The organism is Coprococcus sp. AM97-35, assembly GCF_027697525.1.
GTDB lineage: Bacteria > Bacillota > Clostridia > Lachnospirales > Lachnospiraceae > Allocoprococcus > Allocoprococcus comes.
The window spans coordinates 48,039-60,853 of sequence record NZ_JAQESL010000008.1 but is presented as its reverse complement, the minus strand read 5'-3'; the positions used below and the strand labels follow the sequence as shown (position 1 = coordinate 60,853).

At 45.4% G+C, this 12,815-nt stretch carries 12 protein-coding genes; 11 read left to right on the top strand and 1 reads right to left on the bottom strand.

Annotated elements, in window-relative coordinates; all coding sequences use genetic code 11:
• Positions 1 to 97: 97 nt before the first annotated feature.
• The 3 genes from PG840_RS08370 (at position 98) to PG840_RS08360 (ending at position 3,716) form a co-directional block, all read left to right on the top strand.
• Positions 98 to 793: a hypothetical protein gene (locus PG840_RS08370; RefSeq protein WP_270613508.1), complete on the top strand. Its 696-nt coding sequence runs from the start codon at positions 98 to 100 to the stop codon at positions 791 to 793.
• A gap of 159 nt (positions 794 to 952) precedes the next feature.
• A complete protein-coding gene (locus PG840_RS08365; protein ID WP_117823222.1) occupies positions 953 to 1,660 on the top strand; it encodes a response regulator transcription factor in 708 nt (235 codons plus the stop codon).
• Positions 1,632 to 3,716, top strand: coding sequence for a sensor histidine kinase (locus PG840_RS08360; RefSeq protein ID WP_270613507.1), 2,085 nt, complete (start codon positions 1,632 to 1,634; stop codon positions 3,714 to 3,716). The genes PG840_RS08365 and PG840_RS08360 overlap by 29 nt, the downstream gene beginning before the upstream one ends.
• Positions 3,717 to 3,812: 96 nt before the next feature.
• On the opposite strand, the gene PG840_RS08355 is transcribed toward PG840_RS08360, so the two are convergent.
• On the bottom strand, positions 3,813 to 4,799 hold the full coding sequence (locus PG840_RS08355) for an FAD:protein FMN transferase (protein ID WP_270613506.1): 987 nt from the start codon (positions 4,797 to 4,799) through the stop codon (positions 3,813 to 3,815).
• A 411-nt stretch (positions 4,800 to 5,210) separates the two neighbouring features.
• Here PG840_RS08355 and PG840_RS08350 point away from each other — a divergent pair, with 411 nt between their 5' ends.
• The 8 genes from PG840_RS08350 to yqeC are packed head-to-tail and all read left to right on the top strand — an operon-like array spanning position 5,211 to position 12,722.
• Positions 5,211 to 5,615 carry a NusG domain II-containing protein gene (locus tag PG840_RS08350; protein ID WP_117823227.1) on the top strand — a complete coding sequence of 135 codons (405 nt, stop codon included), beginning with the start codon at positions 5,211 to 5,213 and terminating at the stop codon, positions 5,613 to 5,615.
• 3 nt (positions 5,616 to 5,618) lie between these two features.
• Positions 5,619 to 6,122, top strand: a complete 504-nt coding sequence (locus PG840_RS08345) for a Gx transporter family protein (protein WP_055155576.1) — start codon at positions 5,619 to 5,621, stop codon at positions 6,120 to 6,122.
• 14 nt (positions 6,123 to 6,136) lie between these two features.
• Complete coding sequence (gene ruvA / locus PG840_RS08340; RefSeq protein WP_270613505.1) at positions 6,137 to 6,748, top strand: Holliday junction branch migration protein RuvA; 612 nt, start codon at positions 6,137 to 6,139, stop codon at positions 6,746 to 6,748.
• Positions 6,749 to 6,758: 10 nt separating this feature from the next.
• Entirely contained in the window at positions 6,759 to 7,760 is a 1,002-nt protein-coding gene (gene ruvB, locus PG840_RS08335; protein ID WP_270613504.1) for a Holliday junction branch migration DNA helicase RuvB, read from the top strand.
• A 14-nt stretch (positions 7,761 to 7,774) separates the two neighbouring features.
• Positions 7,775 to 8,572: an FAD binding domain-containing protein gene (locus PG840_RS08330; RefSeq protein ID WP_270613503.1), complete on the top strand. Its 798-nt coding sequence runs from the start codon at positions 7,775 to 7,777 to the stop codon at positions 8,570 to 8,572.
• Positions 8,562 to 9,029, top strand: a complete 468-nt coding sequence (locus tag PG840_RS08325) for a (2Fe-2S)-binding protein (RefSeq protein WP_117556023.1) — start codon at positions 8,562 to 8,564, stop codon at positions 9,027 to 9,029. The genes PG840_RS08330 and PG840_RS08325 overlap by 11 nt, the downstream gene beginning before the upstream one ends.
• Complete coding sequence (locus PG840_RS08320; RefSeq protein ID WP_195501826.1) at positions 9,026 to 11,308, top strand: xanthine dehydrogenase family protein molybdopterin-binding subunit; 2,283 nt, start codon at positions 9,026 to 9,028, stop codon at positions 11,306 to 11,308. Before PG840_RS08325 ends, PG840_RS08320 begins: the two co-directional genes overlap by 4 nt.
• Positions 11,298 to 12,722, top strand: coding sequence for a selenium cofactor biosynthesis protein YqeC (yqeC, locus tag PG840_RS08315; RefSeq protein ID WP_270613502.1), 1,425 nt, complete (start codon positions 11,298 to 11,300; stop codon positions 12,720 to 12,722). The genes PG840_RS08320 and yqeC overlap by 11 nt, the downstream gene beginning before the upstream one ends.
• Positions 12,723 to 12,815: the final 93 nt, after the last annotated feature.

The following is a 12,815-nucleotide window of genomic DNA, read 5'->3' as shown; positions in this document are numbered from 1 at the left end:
TGGTCTTTGAATTCAGTAATTTGGCAAAAAGAGCTATTGTTTTCAGCTTTTTGGTGTGCTATGATGAAAAAAATGAATACACAGGAGGTTTTGGGATATGGATAATAACTTAAATGACCAGACAACTGAGAATAGTGAAGGGGAGGAAAAGAGTCCATCTTCTTACACCGATCCCAATGCAGGATATACAGAAGCAGAGCCGCAGGCAAAGAATGACAATAGCGTGCCAAAAGAGGCAGCGGACGATAATTTAAAGCAGGAAGAAAAAGGTCATCCGGCATATACTTACGGTGAAATGCCAAAGTCAGAAAACGGAAGCGGCTACGGACAGTCAGCACCGGGCGGAAGCGCTTGCCATTCCGGAACTTCGGATGGAACTTATGAAAATAATACTTACAACGGAAATTCGTATTATAACGGAACCAATCAGAGCGGAGCTTATACCAATGGGTACTCTGACAACCAGTATCAGAATAGCGGTTATAATACCGGATTTAACGCGAGCGGCTACAATAACAATTACAATAGCCAGAACAATTATCAGATGCCGCCGAAGCAGATGGATCTATCTCCGCTTTCTACCGGAGAATGGCTTTTAACGCTGATTGTCGGAATTATTCCATGTGCGGGACTGATCCTGTATATTATCTGGGCGTTTGGTAATAGTGGCAGTCTGAACCGGCGTAACTACTGCAGAGCGTCCCTGATTCTTCAGGTTATTTCGTATGTACTTGTGGTATTCTTTATTTTGATTGTAGTAGTTGGTGGTGGTATCAGCTATTATGGTTATTAAATAAGTATCTGATGGTGATGGGCTTTTTGGCAAGGCAGCAGTGCTTTGCTGAAAAGCTTTTTCGTTTTTTTAGAAATTCTTTAGAAATCTATTCCGGTTCTCTTTAGCTTTAGGAGATAGACTATAGTCAAGGATGAGAAAAAGAGGAGAAAAGCAGTTATGGAAATGAATCATGTACTGGTCGTTGAAGACGACAAGGAAATCAGAGAAGGTGTGGAAATATACCTGAAAAGTCAGGGATACGAAGTATTTCAGGCGGCAGATGGGATTGAAGGTCTGGAAGTGATCGAGAAAGAGGAAATCCATCTTGCAATCGTCGATATTATGATGCCGCGGATGGATGGAATCCGTATGACGATGAAGCTTCGGGAAAAATATGATTTTCCGGTGATCATGCTGTCAGCAAAATCAGAGGAAGTGGATAAGATCATGGGACTGAATATCGGGGCAGATGATTATGTGACGAAGCCATTTACACCGATGGAGCTTCTTGCGAGGGTGAATTCACAGCTCAGAAGATACCGGATGTTTGCAGAGAAGCTAAGAGACCGTGAAGAAAATCAGAATATCCATGTGATAGGCGGTCTGGAGCTGAATGAAGAAACGGTGGAGGTATCGGTTGACGGAGAGCCGGTGCGCCTGACACCGATTGAGTACAAAATCCTGCTTCTCCTTATGAAGAGTCCTGGAAGAGTTTTTTCGGCAGAGGAAATTTACGAGCGTGTATGGAATGAAAAAGCGATCAATACCGATACGATCATGGTCCATATCCGGAATATCCGTGAAAAAATTGAGAGCTGCCCGAAAGAACCAAAATATTTAAAGGTGGTGTGGGGCGTTGGATACAAAATCGAAAAACAGGCATAAACTAGGGATTGTCCTGATTTTAGGTGTAATCTTACTTGCGACGGTGATCGTGTTAGGAAACTATAATACTTTTTATAAGAATGCAAAAAAGGAGCAGGACAGTCTGACACAGAACTACCGGACGAGTGAGTCCTTTATGAAGACATTTATCCGGGACTGCTATGTATTGTATTCCAAAGAATCCGGAAACGAATATAACGTAAAGTTTCTGGATGATTATTATCCGGAATTTGATGAGAAATTTAACCGGCAGATTGCATATATGAATTACCAGGTGCAGGATGCAAACGGAGAGGTAATCGATGGATACCGGTCGAATAGAGATTCCTGGGAAAAAGTGAAAGATACCGAGCTTGCAGATTATGCTCTTGGGATTAAGATCTCGTTTGACAAAAACGGTGAAATCAAGATTAATCAGGTGATGGGAACGGAAGTAACCAAGCAGGAAGCTGTTCTGAAGATTCTGACCTCAAATCTGCCGGAAAAAATATTTGAATATGAAGATGAAAGTGAGATTGAAAATATTTCACCAAAAGACAGGACCTATTATTTCATGATGACGGAAGCAAAGCTGAATGCTTATGTTATGCGGGTATATCCGATTACTTCAATGGTGGGAAACGCGGCGGTTTATACAATCTTGACCCTTATATTGTTGGTCGCACTTCTGGCATGGCTGATTCCGATGAAGAAAGATCTGTATACAGGAGATGAAAAAATTTTCCATGTACCATTTGAAATTGCGATAGCAACTGGTATTACTGGAATTAGCCTGATTTTCAGCTATCTTGGAGAACTGATTACGCACGCGAAAGGAAATGTGTGGCCAATCGATTTTCTGGTCTGGTTTGTTTTCTTTGCAGTCATGTACTGGGTATCCGGCTGTGTACGCCAGATCCGGCTTCTTGGAGTAAAGGAATATGTGAAAAAAAGAGTTCTGCTGATCTGGATCTGGAGAAGATTCGGAAACGGAATCCGAGGCGGTATCCACTGGTGCAAGGATAAGATCGAAGCATTTTATCATTCTCTGGATCAGTTCAATTTCAAGGAAAAGAACAATAAGATTATTTTGAAAATCGTGCTGTTCAATTTCGCAATACTGCTGGTGATCTGTTCATTCTGGTATTACGGAATTGCAGGACTGATCGTATATTCTGTAATCCTGTTCCTGATCCTGCAAAAATATTTTAATGATCTCCGGAAAAAATATGCATTGCTTTTGGAGGCAACTAATAAAATTGCAGACGGAAATCTGGATGTAGAGATTGAAGGTGATCTTGGTGTGTTCAGTCCGTTCCGTAATGAAATCCAGAAGATCCAGACCGGATTTAAGAAAGCGGTAAAGGAAGAAGTAAAAAGCCAGCGTATGAAAACAGAACTGATCACAAACGTATCACATGATCTGAAAACACCGCTGACTGCGATCATAACCTATGTGAATCTGTTGAAAGACGAGAAAGATGAGGAAAAGCGAAAGGATTATATTGATATTCTGGAACGCAAATCTATGCGTCTGAAAGTCCTGATCGAAGACCTCTTTGAGATCAGCAAAGCAAGCAGCCAGAATGTAAAGCTGAATTTGATGAACGTGGATATCGTCAATCTGTTTAAACAGGTAAAATTTGAGCTGGAAGATAAGTTCGAAGAAAAAGGTCTGGAGTTCAGGATCACTTTCCCGGAGGAAAAGGTGATTCTTCGACTGGACAGTCAGAAGACCTACCGGATCTTTGAGAATCTTCTGAATAACATTGTAAAATATGCACTTCCGGGAACAAGAGTTTATGTGGAAATCGAAAAGACGGAGAAAGATGTATTTATCCGCCTGAAAAATATTTCCGCAACCGAGCTCACCTTCAATCCGGAAGAAATTACAGAACGCTTCGTCCGCGGAGATGAGTCCCGCAATACCGAAGGCTCCGGTCTTGGTCTTGCAATCGTAAAAAGCTTCGTAGGTCTCCAGGGTGGAAGCTTCCACATCGAAACCGAGGCAGACCTCTTCAAAGCCGAAATCCGCTGGGCTTTGCCGGGAGAAGAGACAATGAAGCAGGAAGCATAAGAAAAATAAATGGTACCGGATTCAATTTTTTTTACAACTGAATCTGGTACCATTTATTTTTCTGATTTGTCTCACAACCTACATCATTCAACTTTTTTACTTTGGAAATCCGCTGGAGTAATGAATCTCATAATCATCCGTGATAAAGAGTGCCTCTGCCCCCTTGATTTCTTCGATATATTTCAATCCATCATCTAACCCCATCGCAAAGCAGGTTGTACTAAGTGCGTCCGCTTCCGTAGAAGAGTCACAGACAATACTCACCCCAAGCAGATTATTTTTATAAGGATACCCGGTTTTCGGATCTAAGATATGGTGATAAATCTTGTCGCCCACCTTAAAATACCGCTCATAAATACCGGAAGAAACCACAGATTGATCCTTGATCTTTACACTGGTGATCGCTTCTCCATTCTGTGCAAACGGCTTCTGAATCCCGATATTATAATCCGAGCCATCCGGTTTGCCGCCAAGAGCCAGCACATTTCCGCCCAGATTGATCAGCGCATGGGATACATTCTGCTCTTTCAGATATGCTTTCAGCTGATCCGCAATATATCCCTTTGCAATTCCGCCAAGATCAATAGCCGCCTTCGGATCCAGAAGCTGAACCGTATTTCCATCAACCCTCACATTCTCATATCCGATATGACTTTTCGCTTCCTGAATCGCCGCATCATCCGGAACGGTCCCCGTATTATTCTTAAAATCCCACAAGTCACTAAGTGGAGCGATCGTAATATCAAACTTTCCATCTGCCAGACGGCTGTATTCCACGCCTTTCTGAATCAAATCCACCGTATCACCCGAAAGTGTCACAGGTTCCCCGTTTGCATGGTTCAGCTCATAAATCTCGCTTCCTTCCGAAGTTCGGCTAAACCGCGCATTATAATCCTCGCATTTCGCCACACAAGCATCCAGAACATCCTCTGAATCCTTATCATAAACCGTAATCGTCACCACCGTATCAAACACCGTCACCGTCCGCGACACCGGCTGCGGCGAACTCACAGAACATCCCCCCAGACAAAAAGTCCCAAACAAACTCAAACAAATACCAATTCCCAAACTTTTTATTTTCATCGCAAACCTCCTCAAACCATAACCTACAGCATTGTTTTTTTCATAAACTTCCTAAAAACGACATAATGAAAATTTACGAATCTCAGGTCTGTGCAATCAGCCAATGCACAGCCGTGAGGGAAGCGAAAGTCCTGCACGCCTCTATTTTGTGCAATGGAGATGAAACACAAAAATCGTGGAAGCCATTGCTGAACACGATTTTCGCCCTAAGTGGTTCATCGGAATGGTTTGCACAACTTGAGGCGTGCAGGACTTTCGCTTCCCTCACGGCGTCCCCATTCTCTTCTTCCACAAACCGTCCCATTCGTCAATTACCACATTATACGTTCCCCTATGAAAAAAATCAATCGAACACTTGATTGCATTAGATAAAATGATGTGTTAGAATAAACAAAGAAAAAGGAGAACCCTATGAGCCATAAAGAAAATAAGAGCCATGAGGAGAAAGCATCCGGTTTCAAAAAGAATGATCTGATTCTTGTCCTCCTTGTATTTGCTGCGGCAAGCATTTTTTTTGCAGGACATCTATTCACGAGCCAGAAAAGCGCAGGCGTTGTAGAAATACAGATTGACGGGAAAGTGGTAGAGACACTGGATCTACAGAAAGAGCGTGCATTTAAGATCAATGGAGGAACGAACACCGTGCAGATCGAGAACGGAAAAGTGAAAATGGCAGCGGCCAACTGTCCGGATCAGATCTGTGTGCACCAGAAAGCAATTTCAAGGAACGGAGAGAGTATTATTTGCCTTCCGAATAAGATCGTTCTGAAAATTGTCGATGGAGAAGAAGCCGAACTGGATGCGGTGACGAATTAAGATATGAAGAAAAATACAGTCAGAATAGCGTGGTTTGGTGTATTTACTGCCCTTGCGCTGATATTTAGTTATGTAGAGACTCTGATCCCGTTTCAGATCGGGATTCCGGGGGTTAAGCTTGGACTGGCGAATCTGATCGTTGTGGTGGCACTGTACAAGATGGGTGGAAAGGATGCCCTGTTGCTTTCGGTGACGCGTATCGTGCTGTCCGGATTTATTTTTGCCAGTCTGTTTAGTATTTTATACAGTCTGGCAGGCGGACTTTTAAGCCTTGCAGTGATGGTGATTTTGAAAAAGCGGGGATCATTCAGTGTTTTTGGAGTCAGCATGGCAGGTGGTGTCTTTCATAATGTCGGTCAGCTGATCGTAGCGATGCTGGTCGTGGAGACATTCAGCGTCGCCTATTATGTGCCGGTGCTTCTGATCGCAGGAGTGATCACCGGATTTATTATCGGAGTTGTGGCAAATGAAATGCTCAAAAGACTTGGCAGCATCGTATTGTCATAGCATGGGAGGAAGAGATGATTTCATATATAAGAGGGGAGCTTGTAGCTCTCGAAGAAGATAAAGTGATCGTAGATGTAGGCGGCATGGGCTACGGGATTTTTATGTCCGGACAGGCGATGGGACAGCTTCCGCCGGTTGGGAGTAAAGTGAAGATCCACACCTATCTGAATGTCAAAGAAGATGCCATGCAGCTGTATGGATTTTTAAACCGTGATGCGCTTTCTGTGTTCAAGCTTCTGATCGGTGTCAGTGGGATCGGACCGAAAGGAGGTCTTGGGATTCTGGCGCAGCTTACACCAGACGAACTTCGATTTGCCGTGATGTCGAAGGACATCAAGGCAATTTCAGCAGCACCGGGAATTGGCAAGAAGACGGCGGAGAAGCTGATCGTGGAACTGAAGGATAAGCTGAAGATTGAGGACGTACTGGATCACCAGGTGGAAGCGGCAAATGGAGCCGCTGAAGATACGGTAAATGCACAAGGACTTCAGGCAGATGCGGTACAGGCACTTACGGCGCTTGGCTATGGAAGTACTGAGGCACTGCAGGCAGTACGAAAAGTGGAAATGGATGAGAGCACGACGGTGGAAGATCTGCTGAAGGGTGCACTCAAATATTTGATATAAGAGGATTAGGATGGGAAGAAGAATTATTACCACAGAGAATCTGGAAGAGGATGTAAAAATTGAGAGCCATTTAAGACCTCAGCTTCTGGAAGATTATATTGGACAGGCGAAGGCAAAAGAGACTCTTAAGATTTATATAGAAGCGGCAAAAAGCAGGGGAGAGGCGCTGGATCATGTGCTGTTTTACGGTCCGCCGGGACTTGGAAAGACAACCCTCGCCGGGATCATTGCGAATGAAATGGGCGTAAATATCAAGATCACGTCAGGCCCTGCGATCGAGAAACCTGGGGAAATGGCGGCAATCCTTAATAATCTCCAGGAAGGAGATGTGCTATTTGTAGATGAGATCCACCGACTGAACCGGCAGGTGGAGGAAGTACTTTATCCGGCGATGGAAGATTTTGCAATCGATATTGTGATCGGAAAAGGGGCTTCGGCAAGGTCGATCCGTCTGGATCTGCCGCATTTTACACTGGTAGGGGCAACCACCCGTGCCGGAATGCTGACAGCTCCGCTCCGGGATCGTTTCGGGGTTGTGAACCGTCTAGAATTTTATACGGAAAAAGAACTGCAGACCATCATCATCCGTTCAGCAGGCGTGCTGGATGTGGAGATCGATGAAAAGGGAGCCCTTGAGATGGCAAGACGTTCCAGAGGAACGCCAAGGCTTGCCAACCGGCTTTTGAAAAGAGTCCGGGATTTTGCCCAGGTCAAATACGAGGGGGTGATCACCGAAGAGGTGGCAAGGCAGGCACTGGATCTTCTGGATGTGGACCGGCTTGGACTTGATCATGTAGACCGTAATCTTTTGACGACCATGATTGAAAAATTTCAGGGAGGTCCGGTAGGACTGGATACCCTTGCGGCAGCGATCGGGGAAGATGCCGGAACCGTAGAAGATGTCTATGAGCCATATCTTCTGAAGAATGGCTTTTTACAGAGAACACCAAGAGGAAGGGTGGTCACAGATCTTGCGTATACCCATCTTGGATTTGACAAGAACGAAGAATAGAAAGGAAAGAGACGATGCTGAAGATAAAACAATATGTGAAAGCAGAGAGTCTGGAGCAGGCGTATGAACTGAATCAGAAAAAGACGAACCGGATCGTCGGTGGAATGCTTTGGCTGAAAATGAGTACTGCGCAGATCCAGACTGCGATCGATCTGTCCGGACTCGGACTGGATCAGATTGAAGAGACGGAGGATGCATGGAAGATTGGATGTATGGTATCCCTTCGTGATCTGGAGTTACACGAAGGATTAAATGAATTGAGCTGCAACATGATCAGAGAAAGTGTGAGAAGTATTGTCGGTGTACAGTTCCGGAATCTTGCGACGATCGGCGGAAGTATTTTCGGACGGTTTGGATTTTCGGATGTACTGACCTGTTTCCTTGCACTGGATACAGAAGTAGAACTTTATAAAGGTGGGATCATTTCTCTGGAAGAGTTTGCAAAGATGGAGAGAGATAATGATATCCTTGTCCGTGTGATCGTAAAGAAAACACCAGGAAAGGGAAGCTATCAGTCACACCGTAATACCAAGACGGATTTTCCGGTACTGGCGGTTGCTGCTGACCGTTATGGAGATGAACTGAAGGTGGCAGTTGGGGCAAGACCGATGAAAGCAGTCTGTATTCACGTTCTGGCAGAACAGCTGGATGCGTGCACAGATCTGAAAAAATTTGCAAAAGAGCTTGCAGCCCAGGTGCCGATGGGAAGCAATATGCGTGGAAGTGCAGCGTATCGTACCCATCTTGCAGAGGTTCTGATCCGCAGAGCATTAGAGAGAATCACAAACGGAGGTGAAAAGAATGCAGATTAGTCTGACACTGAATGGAAAAAAGATTACAGAAGAGATCGCAGCTGATCTGCTTCTGATCGATTTCGTGAGAAATCATGGATGTTACAGCGTAAAGCGCGGCTGTGAGACTTCCAACTGTGGACTTTGTACCGTATTTTTAGATGAGAAGCCGGTACTTTCCTGTTCCGTGCTTGCTGCAAGAGCAGACGGGCACAAGGTAGATACGCTGGAAGGACTGCAGGAGGAAGCAGAAGAATTTGGCTCTTTTATCGCAGGACAGGGGGCGGAGCAGTGCGGATTCTGTAATCCGGGTATGATCATGAATGCAATCGCACTTTTCCGCGAGAATCCGGATCCAAGTGATGACGAGATCCGGGAATACCTTGCGGGGAATCTCTGCCGCTGTTCAGGCTACGAGGGACAGCTCAGAGGAATCCATGATTTTCTGGACTACAAAAGAAAAGGAGGAGCCAGATGAAAGCAGTAGGAGTACCATTTGTAAAAAAAGATGCGAAAGCACTGGTGACTGGAAAGCCGGTATATACAAATGATCTGGCACCAAAGGATTGTCTGATCGTTAAGCTTCTAAGAAGTCCGCATGCCAATGCGATGATCCAGGAGATCAAGACAGATGTGGCAATGCGTGTGCCGGGAATCGAAGCAATCTATACCTGGAAGGATGTACCGCAGCAGCGTTTTACAATTGCAGGACAGACCTGGCCGGAGCCTAGTCCGTATGACCGGTTGATCCTGGACCAGCATGTTCGCTTTGCAGGAGATCCGGTAGCGATCATTGCCGGAGAAAATGAAGCCTGCGTAGAACGTGCAATGAAGATGATCAAGGTCAAATACGAGGTCCTTCCGGCAGTATTAGATCCTGAGGAAGCGCTGGATGGTCCAATTCTGGTGCATCCGGAGGACAGCTGGAAGGCATTGTGCCCGGTAGGAGCAGATAACAAGCGGAATCTTTGTGCACAGGCAGAAGATGGACATGGGGATGTAGAGAAAGTTCTTGCAGAATGCGATGTTGTCGTAGAACATACATATCATGTCAAAGCGGCACAGCAGGCAATGATGGAACCATTTCAGACGGTCTGCTTTATGGATATGTATGGAAGACTGAATGTGATGAGTTCTACGCAGATCGTTTACCATGTGCGCCGTATTGTTTCCAATGCACTTGGCATACCAAAATCCAAGATCCGTGCGTTTAAACCGAGGATCGGTGGTGGATTTGGGGCAAAACAGACAGCGGTAAGTGAGGTTTATCCGGCGTTTGTAACCTGGAAAACCGGAAAGCCATCGAAAATTGTATTTACAAGAGAGGAATCCCAGATTGCATCCTCACCGCGTCATGATATGGCGGTGACGGTTCGCATGGGAGCAGATAAAGAGGGAAATATCCGGGCAATTGATCTGTATACACTTTCTAACACAGGAGCATACGGGGAACATGGACCGACAACGGTCGGACTTTCCGGACATAAGGCGATTCCGCTTTATGGTTCATTAGATGCATACCGGTTCCGTTACGATGTGGTCTATACCAACCGGATGGCAGCAGGAGCTTATCGTGGATATGGAGCGACGCAGGGAATCTTTGCGGTTGAGACATCTGTTAACGAACTGGCAGAAAAACTTGGCATGGATCCGATGGAGATCCGTATGAAAAATATGGTCAAAGAAGGACAGTTCATGCCGGCATATTATGGGGAGACAGCGAATAGCTGTGCACTTGATAAATGCCTTGCGAGAGTAAAAGAAATGTCCGGATGGGATGAAAAGTATCCAAGAAAAGTTATGCCGGATGGAAAAATCCGCAGCGTCGGAGTAGCACTTGCCATGCAGGGATCCTGCATTTCCAATGTAGATGTCGGATCTGCAACGATCAAACTGGGCGAGGATGGTGTCTACAATATGTCAATCGCGGCAGCGGACATGGGAACCGGGTGTGATACGATTCTTGCACAGATGGCAGCAGAATGTCTGGACTGTGATCTGAATGATATTGCAGTATCCGGAGCAGATACCGATACTTCGCCGTATGATTCAGGCTCTTATGCATCAAGTACGACTTATGTGACCGGTATGGCGGTGACAAGAGCCAGTGAGGAACTGAAAAAGCGGATCGTCAGACAGGCAGCGAAGATGCTGAAATGTGAAGTGGATGAGGTTGATTTCGATGGACACATTGCAAGAAGCGATAAGACCGGAGAAGAGGTGACACTTGCGGCAATCGGAGCAGGGGCAATGTGCGGAAGTGATATTGCGCTTCAGGTAACAGAAAGCCACAGTTCGCCGGTATCTCCGCCGCCTTATATGGCAGGCGCTGTTGAAATCGAATTGGATCCGGAGACAGGACATGTCGAGATTCTGGATTACTATGCAGTGGTTGACTGCGGAACTGTTATTAACCCGAATCTTGCGAGGGTACAGGCGGAAGGCGGAATCGTGCAAGGAATCGGCATGACTCTTTATGAGAATATTCAGTACACGGAAAAAGGACAGCTTCTGAACAATTCATTTATGCAGTACAAGATTCCGACCCGAATGGATATGGGAAATCTGCATGTGGAATTTGAGAGTAGCTATGAGCCGACTGGACCGTTTGGTGCAAAATCGATTGGCGAAATCGTCATCAATACACCGGCTCCGGCATTGACGCATGCAATCGCAAATGCAACAGGTTTGTGGTTCCGTGAACTTCCGATTACAAGTGAACAGATTGCAATGGGAATTATGGAAAATGAAAATTAAACTGATTTATCTGGCGGCTGGAAACAGCCGCCGTTTTAACAGCCAAAGGATGCAAAATACAGAACCGCCACAATCAGAAGCAGAGAACAAACTGCTTTATCTGTTGGATGAAAAGCCGATGTTCCGCTATTTATTCGACCGTCTGTTAAAAGTCTGTCAAAGGCATCCGGAATGGGAAATGATTGTGGTAACACAGTATCCGGAGATTGAGCATCAGGTAAAAGCACTTCAGGAAAACGAGCAGCAAGGTGAACGTTTCCCGGTAAAAACAGTGATTTCAAAAGACAGCTATAAAGGAGCAGCCTATTCGGTAAAAGCAGGGATCTGTGCGGCAGGAGATGCTGATGCCTATGCATTTTTTGTGGCGGATCAGCCTTATTTTACAGAAGAAAGCGTGGAAGGATTCCTGGAAAAGATGGAGCGGGAGGCAAAAGTTGTACCGGGATGTGTGACCTGGAATGGACAGGAAGGCAATCCGGTCTGGTTTCCGGCAAAGTACGGAAAAGAACTTCTGGAACTGGAAGGAGATGCCGGAGGAAGAAAGGTGTTCCGCAGATACCGGGAAAAAGCAGTATTTTACGAGGTGAGCCTGGAAAAAGAGCTGGAAGATATAGATTATATGCCGGAAATAGAAAAAATGCGGATAACAGAAGGAGGCACAGAGAAAACTTTCCATGTATATGTCATCGAAAATGGAAAGCTTCAAAGGAAAGAGTCGCTGCTTATGGCACTTGGACTTACGGAGCAGATGGTACCGAGAATTGCTGCCGTGGGTGCGGGAGGTAAGACTTCTCTTTTGAAACAGCTGCTTGCTGAATACCAAGAGAAGGGTGCCCTCCCGGTTTTGGTGACTACAACCCATATGAAAAAAGAGACTGCCCCTTATTTTGTAATGGAGGATTCTATCGGAAAAATTCTGGAAGTGCATAAAAGAGAAGGCATGGTGATCGCCGGTCTGGATGCAGGAAGAGGCAGGATCAAAAGCCTTTCTGTACCGGTAATGGAAAAGATCTGGGAGCTTCCTGCGCCGGTTCTTGTGGAAGCGGATGGTGCACGGATGCTTCCGGCGAAAGTGCCGGGGGAGAAAGAACCGGTTATTCCAAAGCAGATCCAGATAGTCCTTTCTGTATATGGACTCGATGCCATCGGACAAAGGATAAAAGACTGCTGTTTCCGGCCTGAGCTTGTGGCACAGGTACTTGGAAAAGCAGTGGAAGAGGTTCTGACGGAGGAGGATCTGGCAGGGCTGGCTGTTTCGGCAAAAGGCGGGAAAAAGAATGTCCTGCCGGAAATGGATTTCTATATTGTGCTAAACAAAGCAGATGATGAAAAACGTCTGAAAATGGCAGAGAGAATCGCCTTAAGAGTAGAACGGGATTCTGGTGAAAAAGTACGGATTACATCGTTTCGTTAATATTTTGGAAAAATAAAGCAATTATGTGTTGAAAAATGGAACATTGCTGAATTGTCATTGAAAACCATTCGTGCTATCATAGATACGATAGCT

Excerpts from the sequence above, each read along its gene's own strand:
- PG840_RS08325 (WP_117556023.1), top strand. The coding sequence starts at position 8,562 with ATGCAGATTAGTCTGACACTGAATGGAAAAAAGATTACAGAAGAGATC.
- PG840_RS08350 (WP_117823227.1), top strand. The coding sequence starts at position 5,211 with ATGAGCCATAAAGAAAATAAGAGCCATGAGGAGAAAGCATCCGGTTTC.
- PG840_RS08345 (WP_055155576.1), top strand. The coding sequence starts at position 5,619 with ATGAAGAAAAATACAGTCAGAATAGCGTGGTTTGGTGTATTTACTGCC.
- ruvB (WP_270613504.1), top strand. The coding sequence starts at position 6,759 with ATGGGAAGAAGAATTATTACCACAGAGAATCTGGAAGAGGATGTAAAA.
- yqeC (WP_270613502.1), top strand. The coding sequence starts at position 11,298 with ATGAAAATTAAACTGATTTATCTGGCGGCTGGAAACAGCCGCCGTTTT.
- PG840_RS08330 (WP_270613503.1), top strand. The coding sequence starts at position 7,775 with ATGCTGAAGATAAAACAATATGTGAAAGCAGAGAGTCTGGAGCAGGCG.
- ruvA (WP_270613505.1), top strand. The coding sequence starts at position 6,137 with ATGATTTCATATATAAGAGGGGAGCTTGTAGCTCTCGAAGAAGATAAA.
- PG840_RS08370 (WP_270613508.1), top strand. The coding sequence starts at position 98 with ATGGATAATAACTTAAATGACCAGACAACTGAGAATAGTGAAGGGGAG.
- PG840_RS08365 (WP_117823222.1), top strand. The coding sequence starts at position 953 with ATGGAAATGAATCATGTACTGGTCGTTGAAGACGACAAGGAAATCAGA.
- PG840_RS08355 (WP_270613506.1), bottom strand. The coding sequence starts at position 4,799 with ATGAAAATAAAAAGTTTGGGAATTGGTATTTGTTTGAGTTTGTTTGGG.
- PG840_RS08320 (WP_195501826.1), top strand. The coding sequence starts at position 9,026 with ATGAAAGCAGTAGGAGTACCATTTGTAAAAAAAGATGCGAAAGCACTG.